At 65.5% G+C, this 22,226-nt stretch carries 20 protein-coding genes and 1 pseudogene; 4 read left to right on the forward strand and 17 right to left on the reverse strand.

Annotation, left to right across the window (positions count from 1 at the left end):
* Positions 1-47: 47 nt before the first annotated feature.
* From ybaK to HPY67_15815, 3 genes and pseudogenes are all read right to left on the reverse strand, one after another.
* Positions 48-530, reverse strand: a complete 483-nt coding sequence (gene ybaK, locus HPY67_15805; GenBank protein NPV06179.1) for a Cys-tRNA(Pro) deacylase — start codon at positions 528-530, stop codon at positions 48-50.
* A 75-nt stretch (positions 531-605) separates the two neighbouring features.
* Positions 606-1,706, reverse strand: coding sequence for an A/G-specific adenine glycosylase (gene mutY / locus HPY67_15810; GenBank protein ID NPV06180.1), 1,101 nt, complete (start codon positions 1,704-1,706; stop codon positions 606-608).
* A gap of 56 nt (positions 1,707-1,762) precedes the next feature.
* Positions 1,763-2,710 (reverse strand): annotated as a pseudogene (locus HPY67_15815) (DUF523 and DUF1722 domain-containing protein).
* Between the two features lie 111 nt (positions 2,711-2,821).
* Between HPY67_15815 and HPY67_15820 the strand changes: the two are divergent.
* Both HPY67_15820 and HPY67_15825 read left to right on the forward strand, forming a co-directional pair.
* Positions 2,822-3,226, forward strand: coding sequence for a cupin domain-containing protein (locus tag HPY67_15820; GenBank protein ID NPV06181.1), 405 nt, complete (start codon positions 2,822-2,824; stop codon positions 3,224-3,226).
* Between the two features lie 48 nt (positions 3,227-3,274).
* Entirely contained in the window at positions 3,275-3,712 is a 438-nt protein-coding gene (locus tag HPY67_15825) for a pyridoxamine 5'-phosphate oxidase family protein (protein ID NPV06182.1), read from the forward strand.
* An 18-nt stretch (positions 3,713-3,730) separates the two neighbouring features.
* Here the strand turns inward: HPY67_15825 and HPY67_15830 are convergent, their stop codons facing one another.
* From HPY67_15830 to HPY67_15850, 5 genes are read right to left on the reverse strand one after another with little or no spacing between them, the layout of a single operon-like run.
* Positions 3,731-4,459 carry a cysteine dioxygenase family protein gene (locus HPY67_15830; protein NPV06183.1) on the reverse strand — a complete coding sequence of 243 codons (729 nt, stop codon included), beginning with the start codon at positions 4,457-4,459 and terminating at the stop codon, positions 3,731-3,733.
* Between the two features lie 4 nt (positions 4,460-4,463).
* A complete protein-coding gene (locus tag HPY67_15835; GenBank protein ID NPV06184.1) occupies positions 4,464-5,324 on the reverse strand; it encodes an epoxyqueuosine reductase in 861 nt (286 codons plus the stop codon).
* A gap of 39 nt (positions 5,325-5,363) precedes the next feature.
* Positions 5,364-7,547: a hypothetical protein gene (locus HPY67_15840; GenBank protein NPV06185.1), complete on the reverse strand. Its 2,184-nt coding sequence runs from the start codon at positions 7,545-7,547 to the stop codon at positions 5,364-5,366.
* Positions 7,544-7,996 (reverse strand): pyridoxamine 5'-phosphate oxidase family protein, encoded by a 453-nt coding sequence (locus HPY67_15845; GenBank protein ID NPV06186.1) that lies wholly within the window; start codon positions 7,994-7,996, stop codon positions 7,544-7,546. The genes HPY67_15840 and HPY67_15845 overlap by 4 nt, the downstream gene beginning before the upstream one ends.
* A gap of 1 nt (position 7,997) precedes the next feature.
* Entirely contained in the window at positions 7,998-8,408 is a 411-nt protein-coding gene (locus tag HPY67_15850; GenBank protein ID NPV06187.1) for a hypothetical protein, read from the reverse strand.
* A 282-nt stretch (positions 8,409-8,690) separates the two neighbouring features.
* Here HPY67_15850 and HPY67_15855 point away from each other — a divergent pair, with 282 nt between their 5' ends.
* Complete coding sequence (locus HPY67_15855; protein ID NPV06188.1) at positions 8,691-9,374, forward strand: DUF882 domain-containing protein; 684 nt, start codon at positions 8,691-8,693, stop codon at positions 9,372-9,374.
* A gap of 106 nt (positions 9,375-9,480) precedes the next feature.
* Here the strand turns inward: HPY67_15855 and HPY67_15860 are convergent, their stop codons facing one another.
* The 5 genes from HPY67_15860 to HPY67_15880 all read right to left on the reverse strand — a co-directional run bounded on the left by HPY67_15860 (position 9,481) and on the right by HPY67_15880 (position 16,212).
* Entirely contained in the window at positions 9,481-11,172 is a 1,692-nt protein-coding gene (locus HPY67_15860) for a L,D-transpeptidase family protein (GenBank protein NPV06189.1), read from the reverse strand.
* Between the two features lie 135 nt (positions 11,173-11,307).
* Complete coding sequence (gene phrB / locus HPY67_15865; protein ID NPV06190.1) at positions 11,308-12,675, reverse strand: deoxyribodipyrimidine photo-lyase; 1,368 nt, start codon at positions 12,673-12,675, stop codon at positions 11,308-11,310.
* The gene (locus HPY67_15870) at positions 12,672-14,264 is read right to left on the reverse strand and encodes a cryptochrome/photolyase family protein (GenBank protein ID NPV06191.1); all 1,593 of its coding nucleotides are present in this window, start codon (positions 14,262-14,264) and stop codon (positions 12,672-12,674) included. The genes phrB and HPY67_15870 overlap by 4 nt, the downstream gene beginning before the upstream one ends.
* Complete coding sequence (locus tag HPY67_15875; protein ID NPV06192.1) at positions 14,239-14,811, reverse strand: nitroreductase; 573 nt, start codon at positions 14,809-14,811, stop codon at positions 14,239-14,241. Before HPY67_15875 ends, HPY67_15870 begins: the two co-directional genes overlap by 26 nt.
* 153 nt (positions 14,812-14,964) lie before the next feature.
* Entirely contained in the window at positions 14,965-16,212 is a 1,248-nt protein-coding gene (locus tag HPY67_15880; protein ID NPV06193.1) for an alpha/beta fold hydrolase, read from the reverse strand.
* Between the two features lie 124 nt (positions 16,213-16,336).
* Between HPY67_15880 and HPY67_15885 the strand changes: the two genes are divergently transcribed.
* Positions 16,337-16,834, forward strand: a complete 498-nt coding sequence (locus HPY67_15885; GenBank protein NPV06194.1) for a VUT family protein — start codon at positions 16,337-16,339, stop codon at positions 16,832-16,834.
* A 664-nt stretch (positions 16,835-17,498) separates the two neighbouring features.
* Here the strand turns inward: HPY67_15885 and HPY67_15890 are convergent.
* From HPY67_15890 to HPY67_15905, 4 genes are all read right to left on the reverse strand, one after another.
* Positions 17,499-18,317, reverse strand: a complete 819-nt coding sequence (locus tag HPY67_15890) for a 2-oxoacid ferredoxin oxidoreductase (protein ID NPV06195.1) — start codon at positions 18,315-18,317, stop codon at positions 17,499-17,501.
* 26 nt (positions 18,318-18,343) lie between these two features.
* Positions 18,344-19,969, reverse strand: coding sequence for a 2-oxoacid:acceptor oxidoreductase subunit alpha (locus tag HPY67_15895; GenBank protein ID NPV06196.1), 1,626 nt, complete (start codon positions 19,967-19,969; stop codon positions 18,344-18,346).
* Positions 19,970-20,075: 106 nt separating this feature from the next.
* Positions 20,076-20,318 (reverse strand): hypothetical protein, encoded by a 243-nt coding sequence (locus tag HPY67_15900; protein NPV06197.1) that lies wholly within the window; start codon positions 20,316-20,318, stop codon positions 20,076-20,078.
* A 557-nt stretch (positions 20,319-20,875) separates the two neighbouring features.
* The gene (locus HPY67_15905) at positions 20,876-22,165 is read right to left on the reverse strand and encodes a 4Fe-4S dicluster domain-containing protein (protein NPV06198.1); all 1,290 of its coding nucleotides are present in this window, start codon (positions 22,163-22,165) and stop codon (positions 20,876-20,878) included.
* Between the last annotated feature and the right edge of the window lie 61 nt (positions 22,166-22,226).

Genomic DNA, 22,226 nt, shown 5'->3' on the forward strand with positions numbered 1-22,226 from the left:
TGCCGGGCCCACATTCCTTACGGCACAGACATCTCGACGGAGATGTGTCATCTGGCCACGTTGACCGGCACGGGCTTGAGCAGCTTCACGAGGTCAGCGGGCCTCATTTCCACGAGGAGACCCTTGCGGCCCGCGTTGATGTAGATCACGGGCAGGGAGAGGATCGTCTCCTCGACGTAGACGGGCAGGGCCTTCTTCGTGCCGAAGGGCGACGTCCCGCCCACCATGTAGCCCGTGTGGCGGTGCGCCGCCGCAGGGTCGCAGGGCTGCACCGCCTTGACGCCCAGGATGCGGGCGAGCTCCTTGGTGGAGACCTCCCGGTCGCCGTGCATGAGCACGATGAAGGGTGCTTTCTTCTCGTCCTCCATGACGAGCGTCTTGACGGTGAGGTGCTCGTCGACGCCGAGCTCCCTCGCGGCGACCTCCGTTCCCCCCCGTTCCTCGTACTTGTAGGGGCGCGGGATGAAGTCGATCCCGTTGTCCTTCAAGACCCGGATGGCCGGCGTTGCCGGTACGTGATCCTTGCTCATGGGCCTGCCCCGCGTGCGGTACGCTAGGGGTTCCTTAACACGATCGGGGGTCCTTTTGCCATCATCAATCCGCCCTCAGAGCAGCCGGTCCGTCGGCAGCGCATCCAGGATCTTTCTTTCGAGCCTCGAGACGGCGAGACGGGTGAGCCCCCGCGGACCGGCCCAGCGCAGCGGGGTGCCGCCCCCGGCAGACGGAACCGGCCCCCGGATCGAGACGGACATGACGTGCACCGTCACGGTGAAATGGGAATACCCGTGCTCGACGGAAAACAAGGCCTTCCCCGGGCTGCCCCTCAGGCTCAGCTCCTCCCGGAGCAGCCTGCGCAACCCCGCGGCCGGTGTCTCCCCTTCCCTCAGCACGCCGCCCGGGAATCGCCAGAGGCCGCCGAGCAGCCCCCGGGACGGCCGCCTTGCGAGTAGAAGTTCCCCCCGGTCATTGGCGATGAGCGCGACGGCCGCCTCCCGCCGCGGAACGGCCGCCGGCTTCCGCTTTGCGGGGATCGCATGCTGGGAGCCTTTTCTCCGCGCCTTGCAGATTGCCCCCAGGGGGCAGGCCGGGCAGTCGGGGCTTCGGGGCGTGCAGACGGCCGAGCCGAGGTCCATGAGGGCCTGGTTGTAATGGCCGGGTTCGTCTGCGGGGACCAGCCGTGCCGCGATTTCCCCGATCCTCTTTCTGGTCGTGCCGCGGTCCACGGGGTCTTCGACCGCGAAGAGACGGGCGATGACGCGGAGCACGTTGCCGTCGACGGCCGCAACGCGCCTTCCGAAGGCGATGCTCAGGATTGCCCCGGCCGTGTAATCGCCCACGCCGGGGAGATGTCGGAGCTCGTCCGGGTCGGCGGGGATCTTCCCGCCGTGCTGCCTCGCCACGACACGGGCCGCCTCGTGGAGGTGCCGGGCGCGGGAGTAGTACCCGAGCCCTTCCCATGCCTTGAGAACGGCCTCTTGGCGGGCCCCGGCGAGGGCACGGACGTCGGGGAACGTCTTCAGAAACCTTTCGTAGTAGGGCAGGACGGTTTCGACGCGGGTCTGCTGCAGCATGATCTCGGCTACCCAGATGCGGTAGGGGTCCGTCGTCCTGCGCCAGGGCAGGCCGCGCTTGTTTCTCCCGTACCAGCCGAGCAGCAGCCGCGGGATGTCCGCTTCGGCGTGTTTCCCCATGCCCGCACGGCGCATGGGACGCCCACATTGTGGGCCCTCTGCCTTTCGCCTTACGCCTTTTGCCATAATTTCTAGACGTGGTTGCGGAGCATCAGCTCCGCCGGGTGGGGGTTCAGATAGGTCTGCTCCTTCAGGTAGGGCTGGTTGTACTTCCGGACGTAGTGGGCAAGCAGGGTGACGGGGACGATCAGGGGGATGAGCCCCTTGCGGTACGAGCGGATGACCTCGAGGAGCTCCTGCTTCTCGTCGGCGCTGAGGACCTTCTTGAAGTAGCCCATGATGTGAGTGAGTACGTTTTCGTGCTTGGCTGCCGTGGGCTTGAGCGCCATGGCCTCCATGAGCAGCTTCTCGTAGCGCTCCAGGAGATCCTTCGTCGGCATTTCCCTGGCGTGCGCGACGAGGTTTCCCATCTCCTTGAGATGCCTGGGGCTGTGGGCCATGAGCAGCAGCTTGTTCTTCGTGTGAAACTCCACGAGGCGGCCCACTTGCCGGCCGCCCTCCATGAGGTCGCAGTACCGCTTGCAGGTGAAGATGCGCTCGATGAAGTTCTCCCGCAGGACGGGGTCGTGCAGGCGTCCCTCCTCCTCGACGGGGGTGAGCGGGAAATGCTCCATGAAGATCCGGGCGAAGACGCCCACGCCGATCTTCCGGGGCACCCCCTTGTCGTCATAAACCTTGACGCGCTCCATGCCGCTCGAGGGCGAGTCGCTCTTGAAGATGAAGCCGCAGAGGTCTTCCTTCTCCAGCTCCCTGACGCGCTTGCGGGCCCAGGCCTCCATCCGTTCCGTGTGGTCGGCGCCGGTCCTGTGAATGACGAGCCGAGGCCTCTGCGGGTCGCCGACGAGGCGGAAGGTGTCCCGCGGGATGCCGAAGCCGCACTCCACCTCGGGGCACACGGGCACGTATTCGACGTACTTCCCGAGGGTGTGCACCAGGAAGCGGTCCATGGCGTGTCCGCCGTTCCAGCGGACGTTCTCCCCGAGCAGTCAGGTGCTGATTCCGAGGCGGATCTTTTCCATGGTCGACATCCTACCACATCCTCTGTCCGGGGCAACCCAAAACTTCGGGGTTTTCGGAAGAGGGGACGTCCCGCTTGCCTGACGCCGGGATTGCGTGCTAGAGAAAGACCCATGGGACAACTGTCCCTGAGGGCAGCGCTCGTGGACAGGATCCGACGGATTCCCATCGGGGAGAAGGCATGGACGGATGCCCGGGGCTGGGTCCTGGACCCGCTTCTTCTGGCCGGGCTCGAGGGCGCGCCGCTGGGGAATCTGCACGTGGCGTCGATGAGGCCCGGGGCGGTGCGGGGAAACCACGCCCACGGCGCGGCGGAGGAGTGGCTTCTCTTCTGCGGCGGCCCGGCATCCCTTATCGCGGGGCCGGAGGAGATTTGCATCGGCGGCGGGGAGCCGGAGCTTTTCGCGATACCCGCGGGACTTCCCCACGCCATCGTCAATCGGTCCGACAAGGAGATCTTTCTGGTCGTTTTCTACGCGGAGAAGGAGCTGCAGACGGCGCCCGCGAAGGTTCTGTGAAGGGGCCCGCGTCCGGCGGGCCGATCAGACGCAGACAGGAGGAAGCCCATGCTCAAGGAGATGAAGAAGCTCGTGAAGGACAAGGACGTCTGCGTGCTGGCCACCGTCACCGACAACGTGCCCCACTGCTCGCTGATGTCCTACGTGGCGGACCGCGACTGCCGGGAGATCTACATGATGACGCAGAGGGGGACGAAAAAATACCGGAATCTCTCGGCCAACCGGACGGTGAGCCTCCTCATCGACACCCGCGAGGAGGACTGCGGGGCGGACCGATCGAAGATCAAGGCCCTCACGGTGACCGGCGTCTTCTCGACCATCGGCGACAAGGCCAAGAAGAAGCTCGTGCGCCAGAGGCTGCTGAGAAGACACCCCCAGCTCAAGCCCTTTGCGGAAGACCCCGACGCGGAGGTCTTCGCCGTGAAGGTGAAGAGCTTCCAGCTGCTCGACGGGGTGAAGGACGCCTACTACGAAGAGCTGACGTAGAGGTCCGGGGGCCGGGTTTCAGCCCCCGAGCTTCCGGAGGGTCTCCTCGTATTGAGCCCGGAGGTGCGGGGGCCGAGGTGTCGACAGGGCTTCCCGGAGCACCCCCTCGGCCTGCGACGGGTCGAGGGCCGCCAGGGTCTTGACGGCGAGCACTTCCTTGAGCGTCCTGGGCGGGTAGGCCCGGGTGACCGTCTTTTTCACCGGGTCGAAAAACTGGATGTACCCCTGGCGCACCGTCTTGCCGTAGACGTTGATGCTCACGGCAATGCCCTCGGTGGGGTTGTCCATGGCGTGAAGCCCCTTGTCGAGGGGCAGGACAAAGGTCGTCTCGCCGGGGCTGAAGACGCCGCTCGCCGTCTCCCGGAGCTCGCAGTACCCCTCCCGCTTCCCGTCGTCCACCCGCTCGTATTTTTTCTCCCCCAGCCTTGTGAGAAGTGTCCCAATGACCCCCCAGGAGCCGTGATCGTGGATTGTATCGGCAAGACCCGCGTCCCAGATGTACGCCAGCACGACGAAGGAGCGGTCGGGGGCGCGGTGCAGCGTGAGTTCATTGGGCCAGATGCCGGGTTTCTGGCGTTCCATGGCGGCCGGATCGAGCACCAGCGCCTTCAAGGTGTCGAAAAACCACCGCGGGTCTGAAGTCAGCTCCGAGACCATCTCCCTGCCGTTTTCGATCTTCCGCATCACGGGGCTGTCGCCGGCAAGCATTTTCCCCATCTTCCCGCAGAAGGCCTCGAACCGGTTCATGCGCCTACTCCCTCTCCTTTCCTTTGTCCCGGGGTTTGCGGGCGACCCCGTACTTGCGGACATGGGTCCACGGTCGGTACTCGGGGGCGTCGGGGTTTGTCGCAATCGTTTCCCGTTCCCTCTGGTATTTCTTCCGGATCCCCTTGCTCTTATACAGCGCGCGGTCCTTCCCCACGGGGCAGACCTTCGTGCAGATGCCGCAGGGGTAGCAGCGCATCCTGACGAGTTCCTCGTGCATCTCGAGACAGGCCGTCTTGTCGAACTCCCCGATGATTCTGTCCTCCCGCGGCGTGAGGGCGTTCTTGGGACAGCACTCGGCGCAAAGCCCGCAGCGGATGCACAGCTCCTTGGGCTGCAGGGGGTCGGGGGGCAGCGCCGCCTCGGTGAAGACCGAGACGAAGCGGACCCGGGGACCGAAGTCGGGGGTGAGGACGCACTGGTTGACCCCGATCGTTCCGAGGCCCGCGTACGTTGCCGCCGGGACGTGGCCGAAGGCGGCCAGGTTGTTCTCCCTCAGGGCCCGCATGGAGGTGTAGGTGTCTCGGGTAAAGGGCATCGAGGCGTGACCCTGGCGGTTGAGGTGTCTCGTGAGTCCCACGGCCAGGTCGTCGAGCTGCCGGTTCGTCGTGTCGTAGAGCTCCTTGTGGAGGGCCGACGGTGTCGTCTCGACGACGGGAAGCGGCATGGACATGCCGATGACGATGACGGTGCGGGCCGTCGGGAACAGGGCCTTCGGACGGAAATCGGGCGGCACGATGCCGTCCTCGTCCCAGCGCTCCACGGGGGCGAAGCCCACCAGATCGGCGCCACGTTCCCTGCAGAAGCGGGTGATGTCGTCCTTGAGTTCCTGGCCGGGGGGGATCAATCAGCGGCTCCTCTCGTTTCCTTATAGTCCATTTTTCGCTCAAAGGGAAGGCGAAGCCTCGATCGTGACGATGCCGAGCCAGCCGTCGACGCTGACCCGGTCGCCCGTCCGGATCAGCTCGGCGGCCCCCGGGACTCCAGTCACGCAGGGGATCCCGTACTCACGGGCGATGATGGCGCCGTGGATGAGCATCCCGCCCCGGCGCTCCACGATGCCCGCCGCGAGAGGGACGGCGAAGGTCATGTTGGGGTCGATCGCGTCGCAGACGAGGATCTCCCCCGCCCGGATCTCGAGCAGGTCTTCTGGGCCTGCGATCACCCGTGCCGGGCCTCGCGCAACCCCCGGTCCCGCCGGCTGTCCGCGGAGCTGCCGCGCGCGGAGACCTGGAGCGGGCCCCTTGCCCTCCGGTTGCCGGACACCTTCCTGCGGGCGCCAGTCCGGGTCGCGAAGCGCCCGGGCGGTATCCTCGGCGGAGAGGGCCGAAGCGGCAGCCCCCCGCTGCCGGGCCAGCCGCCGCTTTCCCTCGTCGACGGCGGCGAGCAGCGCCCCCTCGATTTTCCCGAGATGGATGTTGTCGTTGTCCCGCAGGCGGTAGCTTGCCCTGCCGAGGTCGAGGATCTCCGCGGCCCGCTGCCGCGCATCGCCCTCGAAACTCTTGAGAAAGGCCTCCCTGCGCCCCTCGATCGCGCCGGCGTCGAATCGCTCCCGCGCCGGCGGGGCCTCGGCCATGCGGAGCAGAAGCCCGAGGAGGGCATCCTGCCCGGAAAAGCAGCGGTCCGTCCCGCAGCCCAGGTTGCCGAAGGTGCGGCTGAATGTTTCGAAATCCGCGTCGAAGGCCGGGTCGACGCCCGCGAGCGAGCCCCGCCTCAACGACACGGCCAGAAGCGGGTTGTTTCGGATCCGGCCCGCCATCCTTGCCAGGAGGCGGTTGCGCTCCAGGCTGATCATCTCGGTGCCGCCGAGCAGGTCCATGAACTCGTAAGGGTCCGCGGGCCGGAGGGCGTCGTTGTAGACCTGCCCGAAGAGCCGGATCCCGTGGGCCAGAGGGATGAACCGAGCGTAGTAGATGTCGTGCCATTTGTCGAGAAGGGATTGCCGCCTCCCGATCTCGGCCGCGAGGTCTTGATCGGACAGGGCCGCGGGGTCGGTCCCGGCGAGCGCATCGGCATCGCTCACCATCGCGGGGATCCATTTTGCCTCCACCTCCTGCCGGAGCGCCTTGAGGTTTTCGAAGCTGCGCCGCAGCGTCAGGTACCAGGCCCTCTTGTCGCCGTCGGAGCCGCCTGCCGTCACGGGGCGCGCCTGCAGGATGTAAAGCGAGCCGCTCCGGATCGTCCACTCCATGTCCTGGGGCGACCCGAAGAATTGCTCGGCGTCCATGACCGTCCGGAAAACGCGGAGCACTTCCTCCGCTTCAAGCGGCGGTGTCCCGGCAATCGCGGCAGGGAGGGGACGGGCGTCAACCCCGGAATCGGCTGCAAAGAGGGCCTTCTCCCTCGTCGCGGGCCTGTGAGAAAGGATCCGCCCCCTCCCGCGGTCGATGACCCAGCGGTCAGGCTCGACGGTGCCGTCGACGAGACCCTGGTTGAGCCCGTGGACGGCCTCGATGACCGAACGCGAAGGGTCCTCGGGGCTCACGCTGAACGCAACGCCGGAGCGGTCGCCCGCCACGATCTCCTGGACGACGACCGCCATGGTGCTCGTGGCGACGTCGAGCCCGAGCTCTTTCCGGTACAGCAGCGCCGCGTCGGACCACAGCGAGGCCCAGACGAGGCGGATGCGGTCAAGGATGGATTCCGTGCCCCGGACGTTCACGAAGGACTCGTGGAGCCCTGCGAAAGAGGCCTTTGCCGAATCCTCGCCGGGGGCGGAGGAGCGCACCACGACGGCGGCGCCGCGGAACCGCGCCTCGATCGCTCGGGCCAGTTCGTCCCGGAGCCCCCATGGCAGGGGGGTCCGCAGGAAGAGGTTGCGGATGCGCAGCGCCGCGTCCCACATCTCCTCCCAGCGCATCTCGTCGGCGATCTTGCGGTTGATCTCGAGGGCGACGGCCTCGCCGATCCCCGTATGCCGCAGATAATGCCTGTAGGCGTCGACCGTGACGAGCAGGGCATCGGGGACGGGGAACCCATGACCGGCCATCCGGGCCAGGGCATGACCCTTGCCGCCCACGCGCTCGCGGTCCCGGGGCTCGACCCGGTCGAGGGGCAGGATGAAGCTCATGGGAGGGGTTTGACCTCGATGACGTTCTGGAATCTCGTGACCACGACCCAGCGTTCCACGTCCACGCGGAAGAGTGCGCACGACGGCGCGCGGACGAACTCCTCGAGAAAGGGGAATTTCGCGATGTAGACGGAAATCCCCTCCTCCCGATCCTTCCCGGTCAGCTCGAAAGCCCTGCCCAGGGCCGTGGCGGCCAGGGCCTCGTGAAAATCAGCCTCCCCGCCGCTTCGGTTGTCGACAAGCAATGCCACCCGGGCATCGGCCCTGAGGTTTTCATATTTGCGGGTCGCCCGGGTCGTGGCGAACAGCAGCCGCCCGGCGCCGAGTGCCGCGAAGGAGACGAGACTGCCGTACGGGGCGCCCCCTGCGCCTGCGGTGGAAAGCACGGCCAGTCGCTGGGACTGCAGCATCGCATCGAGCCTGCCGCGAAGGTTCTCCATCTCTTCCATGTCAGCGCCTCTCGAGGGCCTCGAGGATCCGCCCATAGAGCATCAGGAGATCCTCCCCCGGCCCGGGGGGTTTCCCGCCGGCCCAGATCGTGCGGGTTGCCTCTTCACCCACGCCGAGCGCCTCGGCGACAAGCCTCGCCTGGTGCCAGGTCGGCAGCCAGACGAGCCTTTCCCGCACGGCATCGACCGAGCCCAGCAGGCGGACGAAATGACCCAGGTTGAGGATGAAATAGACCCGGTCGGGAAACGGCGAATCCACCGGGAGCAACCCGTCCGGGTCCCATACGAAGCAGCCGACATGGGGTTCCCAGGCGAGTCCGGCCTGCTTCAGGCGCCGGGCCGCTTCCCGGTGGCGGCCGTCGAAGGGTATGGGGGCCAGATCGGTTTGCGGGTCAAAGGGGGTCGGTTTCATGCCGTATATTCTAGTGAAGGCCCCCGAAGTTTTCCATTCCGATCTGCGCTCTCGCCGTCATAGACGTCGGGGAAAGGCGCTCAAGCCGGTCGGGGGTCGAGCCGATATACTGGACGATACCGGGGCGACACCGGTTTTTTTGTGCAACGAATATCAGCCAAGTGTTTGATTCTGCGAGAGAATGAAATTTTTTCTTGATTTTTTCCTTCCCGTCGGGGTAAAAGGGCACCGTTTTTGCCGCCTTGGCGCATGCTTTCTTAAGGAAAAGCAAAGGAGGGGACAATGCGTTCCTTTAGAAAACATGGCGATCCTCTCGTCGAACCGTTCAGCCGCCGCTCCTTTCTGAAACTGGGTCTTCTCGGCTCCGCTCTTCTCTTTCTCCCGCAGAAGGTCTTGGCCAGCCTCGAGCCGGTGACCTCGCCTGAAATCATCGGCTCCCCGGGGTGGAAGGACGAGGCCGGTCTCATCATGGAGCCCAGCGGGGAAAGACGGCTCCACCTCTACAGCACCAACACGGGCGAGACGTTCAACGGGGTCTACTGGGCCGACGGGGACTACATCCCCGAGGCTCTCGAGGAGATCGACCACCTGATGCGAGACTACCGGGCCAACCTGGTCAAGGAAATCGACCCCAACCTGCTTGACCTTCTCTACAATCTCAATCAGAGGCTTGAACTCGAGAAGCCTTTCCATGTGATCTCCGGCTACCGCTCCCCGAAGACGAATGCGGCCCTGCGCAGGCGCAACCGCCGCGTGGCGCGGAACAGCCTGCACATGGCCGGGATGGCGGTGGACCTGCGGGTGCCCGACGTGCACGTCAAGCACCTCTGCAACGCGGCGCTCGAGATGCGCTGCGGAGGCGTCGGGTACTACGCCAGGCGGGGCTTCGTGCACCTCGATGTGGGGGATGTCCGCACCTGGCAGGACGGCAGGAGAAGAAAGAAGAAGGCAGCCGGGAAGGCCTGAGCAGGACACAGCGGTAGGGTCCGGGCAGCAAGGCAGGGAAAACGAAATCCCCCTCTCTCGATTGGGAGGGGGATTTCGTTTGCGGTGCAGTCGCCCTGCTAGGGGTTCACGGCCCTGGCCGGGGCTTTGCTTTTTGCTGCAGGGCCCTGTCGAGCCGCTCGTCCCGCCGGTAGATGTCCTCCAGGAAGTGGACCGTCCCGTCGCCGTTGCCCCATGCCGTGAAATACAGGATGTGAACGGGGATGGGCTTCGGCAGGTTGGCCACCGTCGTTTCCCTCGTCTTGAGCACCGCCGCGATCCTTTCCTTCGGCCACTCCTTGCTTCCCCGCATGACGAACTCCGCCAGTTCCATGGGCTTCTCGATCCGGATGCAGCCGTGGCTGAACCCGCGCCTTTCCCGGCGGAACAGGTGCGGATCGGAGGTGTCGTGCAGGTAGACACTGTGCTTGTTGGGGAACATGAACTTGATGCGCCCCAGGGGGTTGCGGGGGCCCGGCTCCTGGCGCAGGCGGTAGGGGAAGTTGCTCGCCGAAAGCGCCGCCCAGTCGACGGTGGCCGGGTCGACCATCTCCCCGTTCGGACCCGCCCTGAACACTTTCATGTTCTCCTTGGCGAAGAAGTTCGGGTCCTTCCGGATTTTCTCGAGGGTCTCCTCCGTGGCGATGCTGTGGGGGACGTTCCAGTAGGGGTTCATCTCGATGTAGGTCATCTTGCCGCTGAAAACGGGCGTTTTCTGGAACGCCGTGCCCACGACGATCCTCATCGTCAAAACCGGCGCCTCGTTCTCCACGACTTCGAGGCCGTAGCCCGCGATGTTGACGAGGATGTACGGGTTGCCGAGGTTCTGGGGCAGCCAGCGCCAGCGCTCGAGGTTCAGCTCGATCTGGCGGACGCGGCTTGCCGCCGGCACGTTGAGGGCCTTCAGGGTCCTGGCGCCGACGATGCCGTCGTCGTAAAGCCCGTGGCGCCGCTGGAAGTGCTTGACCGCCTCCTCGACGGCGTCGTCGAAGAGATCACCGGTCCCGTCGGCCTCCGCCGGCATGTCGCCGGTGACCTTGAGGCGCGCGCGCAGCGCGGCAACCCGCTCGCTCTTCATGCCCTTCTCGAGCCTGCCGTCGCCCGGGACGGCGGGCCAGCCGCCCCTCTCCGCGATCGCCCGGTAGACGACCAGCGCCGTCTTGAGCCGCCCGTACCCCGGCTGGGCCGGCAGCAGCCGCCGGAGGCTTTCCTCGAACCCGTCGCCCTCCAGGGCCGTCTGGAGATAACGGGCCAGGTTGAAGCGCGTGGGGTAAATCGTCCACTCGTCGGCGTGAAGCGTCTCGGGATTGACGCGGCCGTTGAGCAGGTGGGCGGCGTAGACCAGGTAGGCATCGGTCAGGAGGAACTCCAGGGCGACAACGCGGGCCGCATCGGGCCTCTCGTTCCGTGCAAGGATCTGCCGGAGCTCGCCGAGCGACGCGTCGATGCGCTCGAGGTGATAGTCCTTCGGCTGAAGGCCTTCGGCATCGGCCGAACGGATGGCACGGGCCAGGGTGTCGGCTGCGGGCAGCGGAATGCCCTCCCGCGTCCAGGCGGGCTCGAATTTTCTCTTCTGGTAGAAGTAGGCGACCAACCCGGGGTTGCAGTAGGTCGCGCCGGGGCAGACGGCCTTCTTGACGGCGCCGGACCGGACGGCCTTCTCGAGGCTCTTGCGGATGTCCTCGGACGGGGTCTGGGCAAGGGCGCTGCCGGCCGTGAGGGCGACGAGGACGATGAGCAGCGGCAGGGGCAAACGGCAACACAGTCGTGCGGGGGTCATCGATCTTGTCCGGATACGGGAGTCATATAAAAAAACCGCCGGTCGCGACCGGCGATCGGAGCGGCCATGGCCCTGGCGCGCCCGAGGGATATATACCTGCAACGCAGCCGAATGTCGACAGGTTTTTTGCGCCGCTCAGCGGCCCCTCTCGAGGGCGGCCACCTTTTCCAGGTAGGCCGGCATGTCGAACTTGCGCCTGAGCCCCGCGTCGTTCATGTAGCGGATCTTGCCGAAGACCTTCCGCTCGGGCCAGGCCCGGTCGTGCTTGCCGAAGCACCACGCCACCCCGGCGAAGCTGTTGGGGTCCCGCCCGTCCAGCTCGTACTTGTTGTTGAGCCGCAGGGCCGTGCGGAAGGCCTCCTCCGGGCTCCGGCTCCACTCGAGGATCTTTTTCCCCCAGTACATCCGCATGTAGTTGTGCATCCTGCCCGTCAGGACCATCTCGCGCTGCGCGGCGTTCCAGTAGGGGTCGTGCGTTTCCGCACGCTCCCACTGCCCCTCGTCGTAGAGGTATTCCCGGCGGTCGCGCGCATGGGCGGCCAGCGTCTTTCTCGCCCAGTCGGGGAGGCTTGCGTACTCGTCGTAACGCTCGTTGTAGAGGGTGAAGTTGACGGCCAGCTCGCGGCGCACGATGAGCTCCTCGAGGAACGCGTCGCGCGCAGCGGCGGGCACGGTCTTCTCTGCACAGACGCGCAGGGCGACGGCCAGGGGCGATATCTGGCCGAAATGCAGGTAGGGACTGAGGCCGGATGCATAGTCGAGGCCCGGGTCGTTGCGCCGGTCTCCGTAGTGGCGGAGCTTCCCGGCGATGAAGGTCTCCAGGCGGGCGCGGGCCGCAGCCGTGCCCCCGCGCAGCGAGACGACGGGGGGCACCGTGCGGTCGACCTTCAACGAGCGGGCCAGCGCTGCATAATCCTCCTGCGCGTCGACGTCGAGCCGAAGGGAAAGCGAATCCTTCCGGACCGGCCTCTCTCCGAGCGGTGCCAGATACCCCTTGAGGACCCTGTGCAGCTTGGGCCTCAGGGTGCCCGCCGTGTACTCCTCCTTCGGCGAGGCCGTCTCCGCGGGCACGACGACATCGGATTCCACCTGCACGACGGCGCAGGGCGCATTGGCCGCGACGTGGCTGCGCCACTGCCGCTGGATGCGCAGGTAGCCGCGGTCGGTGACGACGAGGGCCGCCTCGGCGGCCAGATCCACGGCGGCCCGTTCGGGCGGGCGGTGCAGGAGCACGAAGCGGATGCCCCTGGCGCGGAGACCCTCCCGCACCTCCTCGAGCCCCTCGAGCATGAAGGTGTAGTGCCTCAGGTTGGCCTCGGGGAATCGGTCCGTGAGGCCGAAGACAACCACAACGGGAAGATGGCGCCCGTTGGCCTCGCCGACGGCGTACTCGAGGGCATGGTTGCACTCGACCCTCTGGGAGGCCTGCATCCAGTACAGGACGTACCGTCCGTCCTGGATGCTCCGTCGGTTCAGGGGCTGGATGCGCGCGGGATGGATCATGGGCGATACTCCCGGAAGTCGATTGCGTCCCGCAGGGCGTCCGCCCTTCGCCGGATGGCCCTGGCCTCGGCCGGCGCAAGACGGTCGGCGTTGCGGAGCTGAAGACCCATGCGGGGATTGCGGGCGAGGCGGTCCCGGTTTCGGAGGAGAAAATCCCAATAGAGGACGGAGAAGGGGCAGGCCGACCCGCCGTCCGTCCGCGCGGGGTCGTATCGGCATTGCCTGCAGTAGTTGCTCATCCGGTCGATGTACTTGCCCGTGGCGGCATAGGGCTTGGAGGCCATGATGCCGCCGTCGGCGAACTGGGACATGCCGAGCGTGTTGGGCAGCTCGACCCACTCGACGGCATCGACGTAGACCGCGAGATACCATCGGTGGACCTCCCGGGGCGCAACCCCCAGCATGAGGGCGAAGAGCCCCGTCACCATGAGCCGCTGGATGTGGTGGGCGTAGCCGTACTCCAGCGTCTGGCCGATCACCTCGCGCAGGCACTGCATCTCGGTCTGCGCCGTCCAGTAAAACGACGGCAAGGGCAGCGACGCCCCCAGGGCATTCATGCCGATGTAATCGGGCATGTAGCGCCAGTAAACCCCCCGGACATACTCCCGCCAGCCGATGATCTGGCGGATGAACCCCTCGGCAGAGGCAAGCGCGGCGCGGCGCCTCCCGTACGCCTCGGCGGCGGCCTGCACCGCCTCGCGGGGGTCGAGCAGTTTCAGGTTCATCGACGAGGAGAGCCGCGAGTGGTAGAGCCAGGGCTGGCCGGTCCACAGGGCGTCCTGATAGGGCCCGAAGAGAAAAAGACGGTTTTCGACAAAGTCCCTCAGGGCCTTGCCGGCTTGCCCCGGGGTGACGGGCCAGTCGAAGTGCCGCAGGCTCCCCGGGTGAGCGGCAAAGCGATTCTCCACCAGTTCGATGACCTCGCGGGTGATCGAGTCGGGCAGGAAGGACACCGGTGCGGGGACCTTGCCCGGCCCTTCCTTCGGGAAGGCCCCGCGGTTGTCGGCGTCGTAATTCCACCGGCCGCCCTCGGGTTTCTCCCCCGCCATCAGGAGCCCCGTTTTGCGCCGCATCCCGCGGTAGAAAAACTCCATCCGGAGCTGCTTTTTGCCCCCGGCGAAACGGTCGAAATCCTCATGGGTGGCGAGGAAGTGCCGGTCCTGCCGGATCTCGAGGTCGGCCCCGGCCTTTTTCGCCGCGGCCCTGATGTCCTCGAGCACCCGCCACTCGCCCGGCTCGACGATGACGAGCCTGCGCGGCCTGAGGTCCCGGCAGGCAGCCTGGAGTTCAAGCGCGAGGGTGCCGCGGTTTTCCGGCTCCTCGAGGCGGCGGTAGTGCACGCGCACCCCCTCGGCTTCGAGGGCCTCGCGGAAGTGGCGCATGGCGGAGAGGAAAAGCACGATCCGGGCCTTGTGGGACGGCACGTAATCGGCCTCGCCTGCCGCCTCGGCCATCCAGACGGCATCCAGCCCCGCATCGAAGCCGTCGAAGGCCGACGAGCGCCGGTCGAGCTGGTCACCCAGGACGAGCACGAGGTTGCGGACCGGACTCGAGTCCGGCCCCCTAGCGGAGGTACGTCGTCTTCTCACGGAAGTCCTTTCGCTTCGACGCGGCCACGGACGCGGGCTTGCCGACGCACAGAAGGGCGACGGGGTCCTTGCCGGGGTCGAGCCCGAGGATCTGCCGCACAGCCCCCGCTTCGTATAGACTGAACCACAGGGTTCCCAGCCCCAGGGCGTGGGCCGCCAGCATCATGTTCTGGACGGCCGCCGAGCAGCCCTCCAGGTATCCCCGGCCGGTACCCTCGTCGAGGAACATGTCGGCGCCGCTTTTTTTCGGGTCGCCCACGACTGCGATGATGACGGGCGCCTCCCTGACGAAGTCGATGGGGAATTTTTCCAGCCACTTCCACCCGCTGCGCTCGAAGAGCTTTTTCTTGCATACCTCGCTCTCGGCGAGGATCCTCTCCTTGATGCCGGGGCTCGAGATGACGACGAACTCCCAGGGCTGCTGGTTGGCGGGCGACGGTGCCCAGTTGCCTGCCTCTAGAATCTTCTCGATGTCCGCGTCGCTCACCGGATCGGGCTGAAACTTCCGGCAGCTTCTCCGTGCCCTGATGGCCTCGAATACGTCCATGTGTCCCTCCTTATATCTATCGTGTCATTGAACCGTGTCTATCTTGTGCTGAACCCTTGTAGATGGGAAGTCTTGAAGACTGGATAATCAAAACGGACCTCACGGCCCCGCTGCTCCGAACTTCTCGAGTTCACAGCTTCCTCGCTTCAGGTTTCACAGAAGCCCATGCCGCGCCAAAAACCCCGTGACCGCATCCCGGAACGCCTCCGGGTTATCGAGGTGTACCGGGTGGGTGGCCCTCGGGATCTCGGCCAGCTCGCCCGCCGGCAGGGCCTGGACCATCTGCTCGGCGGCCTCGCGCCCGAGGACACGGCTTTCCGACCCGCGGATGACGAGTGCAGGGCAGCGGATTCGACCAAGATGGCCGCGCAGGTCGTATCGGTCAAACCGGGCCAGGATCTCGCGGTCGTAGGTCCTGTACCATCGGCCGCTGCGAAGGACCAGGGACCGGGCTGCAAGGTGCTGCAAGGTTTCAGGCCGCGCGTATGGGGCGTTCTTCGCGATCTCGTCCGTGAAATCCCCGGGCTGCGCGTAGGAGTCGGGCAGCTTCTTGTACAACCCAAGGAGATATTTGCGGTTCCACTCCGGGGGGAAGGGCTCGATGTCCACGTGGATGAGGGCCGCCACCTTTTCGGGGTTGAGGGCTGCGTAGAGGGTAGCGTGCAGGGCTCCCATGGAGTGACCCAGCAGGATCAGGCCCTCGAGACCGAGCAGGCCGATCACGGCCGATAGATCCTGCAGATAATCCTCGCATCGGTATGCGGGCGGAACGGCCCAGCCGCTCTTGCCGTGCCCGCGCTGATCGAGGACCAGGACCCTGAATGTCCCGGCCAGGGCAGGCGCCAGCAGATCCCACGTGTGGGCGTTGTCCCCGGTGCCGTGGAGAAGGAGCAGGGGTCTGCCGCGGCCACGGCCCTGTTCCAGGATTCGAAGCTGCAGGCCGCCGATCGGCAGGAACTGTTCGGACGGAGAACCGTCGGCAGGCACCCCGCCCCCCTGTCTCGCCAGAATGCCCGCGATCGGGATGTCGGCCGCGGAAAAATCATACGTCATCAGGTCAGCCGGGCAGACCCATCGGATCTCCTCGTGGTCATGGAGCTGAAAATCCCCCGAGAGATGGGTGACCCGGTAAGCCGTGAGGTCGACCTCGCCATGCGGGTATGCATGGCGGCTTCGACCCACGAGGGGACCCACGGCGACATCGATCCCGAATTCCTCCCGCATCTCCCGCCGCAGGCAATTCTCTAGGGTCTCGCCCTCCTCGAGTTTGCCCCCCGGGAATTCCCACTTGTCGGCCATGCGGTCCCCTCGCTTCCGCCGGGCGATGAGAACCCTCCCGTCTCTTTCCAGTACGGCTGCCGTGACCGTTATCCTCTTGGGGTCAGGTCCTTTCGAAGTCATCCTCGTCTCATTCCTGCATCCCGCCCCCGGCGGCCAAGGCGAAATACCTTGAATCGGCCGTTGTTCTATGAAATAAAGGTCCCGCCTTTGTAGAAACCCCTACAAAAAATGTAGGAGCGCCGCCATGAAGAAGTGGGTGTGGGGTCTTCTATACCTCCTGAGCATCCTGTTGGGCAATGCCTTCGTCATCTGGTTCGGCATCGTGACCGTAGCTGGTCTCTCCTTCCCGGCCGGGGTGGTGTGGATCGGACTTACCTTTTCATTTCGGGACTTTGTCCAGCGATACTGGGGTGACTGGGCCACCTGGGGTTGGATGATCGTCGCCTCGGCCATCACTCTTTTTTTCAATTACGAGATCGCCATGGCCTCCATGGCCGCCTTCTTCGTTTCAGAGAGCCTTGATTGGTTCTTTTTCCGCGTCCTGAAACGGTCATTCGCCACCCGGATCGTATGGTCCAATCTCGTTTCCTGCCCGGCGGACTCCCTCGTGTTTGTCCTGCTCGCCTTCGGGCCCGTTTGGCCCGCGATCATCGGGCAGGCGATAATCAAATATATTTCAGGGCTTATGGTTCTTCCGTTTATCCTGGCCCGCCAACCGTCCCCTGCCGCCCCCTCGGCCTGAAGAGGAGGGGCACACCCTGCCGACGGGTTCGACTTGCGCCTGTATTCTCTGCCGACTGGTCGGGGCTCCGGGAAAATATGCAGCGGCCCACAAATTATTTTTGGTGGTCGCCGTTTTTGTCATGGTTATTGCAATATACATCAAGCGAATCCGATAACCTGAAACCCCATTTATCTCTCTCTGGGTGCCAGTTTCCCCTCCTTCACCTGGCACCCAATCTTTTTTTTTCACCCTTGTACGAAGATTGTCCTTCCTTGTCGGCCACGGGCAGTCCCTGCGCAACATGTGCGCCGGCTCACCAACCGGGCCGGCCAGATACGGGGGGTTCCTGGGAAGAACGGAAAAAGCGCCGTTTTATCGGCTGATGAGGGACCCGGCCCCCCTTTCTCATCGCTGCCCTCACCTTTTCTCTGTGTGAAAAAGACGGGACGGAGGAAGAGCACGTTCCCGGATGACGGCATCCATTCACGCACGAACTGCGGTCCGTGACGTAAAACCGTCGCTTAGGCTGCCCCAGTCGCCGGAAAATTGACGGCGCCCCTCCCATTCGGCCTCACCTCGAGGATTCCCGCTCAGCATCCGGCTGGCCCTCTTCTCGGCAATGCCCTGATCTCTGCCCCACCCTTGATCGTCAAACTCCGGTCACGCACCGGGGGAGCCGCCGCTAACGCATCATGATGCACTTCGTGTCCAGGAGCTTGGCCACGGCTGCCTCCGTGACGGGCCTGCGGAACGTCTCCCTGATCTCCCGGCAGACGAATTGGCCGTCGCGCCAGAAAACGCCGATGGGGATGCGCTCCCCCCAGATTTCCGCCAACCGCATCGCCTCCTGCCGGTCCCGCGGCGGCTCCTCGAGCTTGTAGAGCCGCTCGCGATACCAGGCGTACGTGTTCACCTTGTTGAAGCTGACGCAGGGCTGGAGGATGTCGACAACAGAGGGGCCCCTGAAGAGGATCGACTCGCGCAGGACCTGCTCCATGTGCTGCGCGTCGCCTGCGAAGGTTCTGGCCACGAAGGGGGCCCCGGCAGCGAGAGCCGTCACGAGGGGGCTGAATGGGGTGTTGAGGTTGCCTTGGGGGTCGAGCGCATTCTTCATCCCCAGGTCCGTCGTCGGGGAGCTCTGGCCTTTCGTGAGGCCGTAGACCTTGTTGTCGCAGACCAGGATCGTGATGTCCAACCGCCGCCGGATCGTGTGGATGAAGTGATTCCCGCCTTCGCCGTAGTGACAGCCGTCGCCCGAGACGGCGATGACCGTGAGATCGGGCCGGGCCAGCTTGATGCCCACGGCAAGGGGCAGCGACCGGCCGTGGAGGCCGTTGAAATAGCTGTAGGGCAGGTAATGCGGCATCTTAGCCGCCTGTCCGATCCCCGAGGTTAATACGATGTTTTTTGCCGGGACCGGCAGCTCCTTGAGGACCTTCTCGAGGGCGGCCCGGATCGGGAAATTCCCGCAGCCCGGGCACCAGGCGATGTCCTGTTTCATGACGCGATCCCTCCTGTCCGGTTCGGTCAACCGAGGATTTTCCTGACCCGTTCGACCAGCTCGGCCACGGTGAAGCACTCTCCACTGTATTTCAGGATCCGGTGGGCAACTTTCAGGCCGAGCTCCCGCCGGAGCAGTTGCCCGAATTGCCCTGTGGCGTTGTTCTCGATGCAGATCAGGCGCTTGCGGGCAAGCCCCCGCGCCATCGGGGCCGTGAGCGGGTAGACCTGGCCGAAATGCACCGATGACACGGCGATCCCCTCGGCCCGCAGGGCCTCGACCGCCTCTTCGACGATCTGACGGTTCGAACCCCACGAGACGAGCACGGTGGGCGCCCTGCGGTCGCCTGCGCGCGAGGGCATGACGGCCTCCTTGCGCAGCCCTTCCAGTTTTCGAAGCCGCTTGTCGACCATGCGGACCCTCAGGTCGAGGTCCTCCGTGATCTTGCCGTCTTCCGTGTGCTCGTCGGAGTCCACCTCGACGCGGGCCTCGGAGAGGCCGGGGTAGGTCAGCGGCGACACCCCGGTGTCCGTGATGGCATAGCGCCGGTAGCCAGCCTCGAAGACAGGGTAGTCACGCCTGAGCATCTTCGTCGGTACACGCCCCTCCATGACCTGGACGGAGTCGGCGAGGTACTGATCCGTCAGGATGAACACGGGGATCTGCCAGCGGTCCGCCACATCGAAGGCCCTCCGGGTCAGCGAGATGGCCTCCTCGATCGAGCCGGGCGCGAAGATCACGCGCGGGAATTCCCCGTGACCGGCGTGCAGGACGAAGTTCAGGTCCCCCTGCTCGGTTCTCGTCGGCAGGCCGGTCGCCGGCCCCGGCCGCTGGGCGTCGATGACGACGACCGGCGTTTCCGTCATGCCGGCAAGCGATACGGCCTCCGTCATGAGTGCAAAGCCCCCGCCCGAGGTGGCCACCATGGACCGCAGTCCCGCGTAAGAGGCCCCCAGGGCCATGTTCAGCGCCGCGATCTCGTCTTCGGCCTGCTCGAAGTGGACGGGGATTTCCGATGCAACGGAGGCGAAATAGTGCATGATCGACGTGGCGGGCGTCATGGGGTATCCGGCCACGAACTGGCAGCCTCCCATGAGCGCCCCGAGGGCAATGGCCTGGTTCCCGTCGAGCTTGCAGCGGTCCCCGGGCCTCGGGGTGATGACCCTGCGGGCCGCCAGCCCCCAGCGGGCGGCAAACTCCCCGCCCTTCGCAAGGGCCCTGGCGGCTGACTCGTCGGGCGCGAGCGGCCGCGATGCAGAGGGTTCGGCGCCGATGCAGGCGAGGATCAGGCCTGCGAGGATGGTGCTCGAGGCCGTGGGGTCCCGAAATGTTTCCCGGGCCTCCGCTTCGATCTGACCGACCCGGTCCGCGCCGAGAAAGATTCCGTCTGCCGCCAGGGAGGGCCTGTGCCTGCGCTCCGTCTCCGCGCTGTCCATCGCGATGACCAGATCCCAGGGCTTGCCGCTCAGGGCATGAACGGGCCGGTCGGCCACGCGGATCATGTGGTAGTTGTGTCCTCCCCGGATCCTAGACATGTAGTTCTTTGTTGCGAAGAAAGGATACCCCAGGCGGGAGAGGGTCTCCGAGAGCTCCAGCTCCACGGAGAACATCCCCTGGCCGGCCTCCCCGCCGATGAGCACATTGAATTCCATGGTGACCTCCTGCGGGTTTCTTCGACCGAACGGCAAGGCGCGAAGGCTACCCTTTGCGTGGCTGATCGCCCGTGCAAGGCGGTATCGGCCGGCGGGGATGCCCTCGTCAGCTGCGACCCTCGCGTTCCATTTCCAGGATGAGGTCCCGATAGGTTTGTTCCAGAAGGGACTCGAGGATCTGACTCTTCTTCCAGGAAGGGAACCAGTCGATTTCCGCCGCGCTTTCCGCGGCGACCCGCTCCCTTTCCTGTCGGAATCTCTCCTGGATGGCCGAAGCCTTCTCCTGTCCGAATCGCTCCTGGTACCGAATCAGGGTGTCGAGGAATTTTTCCCGCGGGGAGCCGTCCATGGGTTTTTCACCTCCGGGGCCTGCTGTGCGCAGAGAGGAAAAACAGGGCTGGGAGCAGGACACATCGAAAACAGGCGGGGCGGCGCACCTGTCAAAGCCGCCGCCCCGCTTTCAGCTGTCTATTTCAGGAACTTGGGCGGACCCCCCAGGGGGAATCCCGCCTTTTCAAGAGCCTCCACAATTTTTTCGATGCTCGTCACCTCGTCATCGAATTGCACAACCGCCATATGGGTGTACTCGTTGATGTCCAGGGCCTTTGCCTTGGCAACGTTCTCGAGGGTCCAACTGACCCTCTCCCGGGTGAAGGGTCACGAGCAGTCCGGCAGGAGGATCTGGACGACCCGTTCCTTTGCCATGGCGGACGAGGCGCCGACCAGCACGGCGAGCACAACCGAGACCAGCACGATCAGGTGCGTTCTTTTCATAGGGAAGCCTCCTTGTTGAAGTGAAACTATAGTAACCACTCCGGCAGCCAAAATCCATACAAAAGATTCCCGGCGCGGAGCGGACCATCCCTGTGTTGCTCGGGGAGGTTGAGGGGCGTCAGGGGCCGGCTCTCAGAGTGGGGATTTGGCCCTGCGGACCACGGCTTCGAAAAAGGCCGATCGCAGCGGTCCGATGGCCATCAGGGCCCGGGCGGGCGGCGTGCTCTCCAGCGCGGCGGCGATCCGCCCGAAGGCCCGCCAGCCCCAGTGCTCGTGGCCTTCGAAGACGAGATGGGCGAGCTTTCCGCGCTCGATGGCCATGGTGATGATCTTGTCGAAGGCCGTCTCCGGGGTGAATACCCGTCTGGCCCGCGGCTTCATTCGGATCGCGCCGGTCTTGCACCCCGTGTAGCAGACGCCGCAGCCGAGGCAGAACTCCCCCTCGTGACGCGCCTTCTTGCGGGGCTTTTCACCCGTCTCGGATGGGGCGGGGACCATGTCGATCAGCTCCACGGGGCAGAGCTTGGCGCACTTGCCGCAGCCCCTGCATTTCGACTCGTCGATCTCGACGGTCCAGTTCGATGTGACGACGGCGTTTCGCAGGCCCATGACGCGCACGGCCTTCATCATCTCGCAGCAGCAGCCGCAGCAGTTGCAGATATAGGCTGCGCCCTTCTGCACGTTGTCACCCGTCTGGGCGAGGCCCTGCTCCTTGCTGTGCTCGAGAATCCTCAAGGCCTCCGCCGTCGAGACGGGCCTGGCAAACCCGTTTTTCACAAGGATCTCGGCGCCCGTGTTGAGGGCGATGCAGTTCTCCTGCGGCCTGTCGCAGGCCTTGTCGAGGTGGGAAGCCTTGTGCCGGCAGGCGCAGATCGAGACGGAGGCCGCCGTGGCCGACTCGATGAGCCACGTCGCCCGCTCCCAGTCGAGGATTTCCGTGTGGTCCCCCTCGGGCAGGGCCTCCTCGCGGACCAGCGAGCGTCCGATCTGGGTATCGGCCGTGAAAACCGACCGGGCGAAGCGGTCGTCGCCGTGCATGTAGGCGTCGAAGAGCCGGGCAAGCTCCTTGAGGGGAAGCTTGTCGTCGGTGCGCATGAAGGTGTATTCGAAGAAACCGATGACGACGGGGGCGAGCGACACCAAGCGGCGCCTGCCCCGGCCGATGTCGATCACGAGTCCCCTCTGGGCCATCGCGGTGACCCAGTCATCCAGGCGGGCCGTCTCCATGCCCAGCTTCCTCGCGAGCCTCTCCACGGTGATGAAGCGCGTGGGGATCTGACGGGCGATCGCGGCGTCCTCGGGCGAGAAGAGGATCTTGAGGATCTGCATGAAGTGGGGCGAATCCGGGGCGCCCGTCACGTTGCGATCGAGGCGCTGCTGCAGCAGGCGGTATTCGCGGTCGGGGTTGACGATGTGTCCCATGGCTGAAACCTTGTGCACGCGCATTCCCCGCAGCTTGCCGCGGGCCGAGCGGGCATCATCA

It is taken from the genome of Syntrophaceae bacterium (assembly GCA_013177795.1).
Lineage (GTDB): Bacteria > Desulfobacterota > Syntrophia > Syntrophales > UBA2192 > UBA2192.

Excerpts from the sequence above, each read along its gene's own strand:
- ybaK (NPV06179.1), bottom strand. The coding sequence starts at position 530 with ATGAGCAAGGATCACGTACCGGCAACGCCGGCCATCCGGGTCTTGAAG.
- mutY (NPV06180.1), bottom strand. The coding sequence starts at position 1,706 with ATGCGCCGTGCGGGCATGGGGAAACACGCCGAAGCGGACATCCCGCGG.
- HPY67_15820 (NPV06181.1), top strand. The coding sequence starts at position 2,822 with ATGGGACAACTGTCCCTGAGGGCAGCGCTCGTGGACAGGATCCGACGG.
- HPY67_15825 (NPV06182.1), top strand. The coding sequence starts at position 3,275 with ATGCTCAAGGAGATGAAGAAGCTCGTGAAGGACAAGGACGTCTGCGTG.
- HPY67_15830 (NPV06183.1), bottom strand. The coding sequence starts at position 4,459 with ATGAACCGGTTCGAGGCCTTCTGCGGGAAGATGGGGAAAATGCTTGCC.
- HPY67_15840 (NPV06185.1), bottom strand. The coding sequence starts at position 7,547 with ATGAGCTTCATCCTGCCCCTCGACCGGGTCGAGCCCCGGGACCGCGAG.
- HPY67_15845 (NPV06186.1), bottom strand. The coding sequence starts at position 7,996 with ATGGAAGAGATGGAGAACCTTCGCGGCAGGCTCGATGCGATGCTGCAG.
- HPY67_15850 (NPV06187.1), bottom strand. The coding sequence starts at position 8,408 with ATGAAACCGACCCCCTTTGACCCGCAAACCGATCTGGCCCCCATACCC.
- HPY67_15855 (NPV06188.1), top strand. The coding sequence starts at position 8,691 with ATGCGTTCCTTTAGAAAACATGGCGATCCTCTCGTCGAACCGTTCAGC.
- HPY67_15860 (NPV06189.1), bottom strand. The coding sequence starts at position 11,172 with ATGACCCCCGCACGACTGTGTTGCCGTTTGCCCCTGCCGCTGCTCATC.
- phrB (NPV06190.1), bottom strand. The coding sequence starts at position 12,675 with ATGATCCATCCCGCGCGCATCCAGCCCCTGAACCGACGGAGCATCCAG.
- HPY67_15875 (NPV06192.1), bottom strand. The coding sequence starts at position 14,811 with ATGGACGTATTCGAGGCCATCAGGGCACGGAGAAGCTGCCGGAAGTTT.
- HPY67_15880 (NPV06193.1), bottom strand. The coding sequence starts at position 16,212 with ATGACTTCGAAAGGACCTGACCCCAAGAGGATAACGGTCACGGCAGCC.
- HPY67_15885 (NPV06194.1), top strand. The coding sequence starts at position 16,337 with ATGAAGAAGTGGGTGTGGGGTCTTCTATACCTCCTGAGCATCCTGTTG.
- HPY67_15890 (NPV06195.1), bottom strand. The coding sequence starts at position 18,317 with ATGAAACAGGACATCGCCTGGTGCCCGGGCTGCGGGAATTTCCCGATC.
- HPY67_15895 (NPV06196.1), bottom strand. The coding sequence starts at position 19,969 with ATGGAATTCAATGTGCTCATCGGCGGGGAGGCCGGCCAGGGGATGTTC.
- HPY67_15900 (NPV06197.1), bottom strand. The coding sequence starts at position 20,318 with ATGGACGGCTCCCCGCGGGAAAAATTCCTCGACACCCTGATTCGGTAC.
- HPY67_15905 (NPV06198.1), bottom strand. The coding sequence starts at position 22,165 with ATGGGACACATCGTCAACCCCGACCGCGAATACCGCCTGCTGCAGCAG.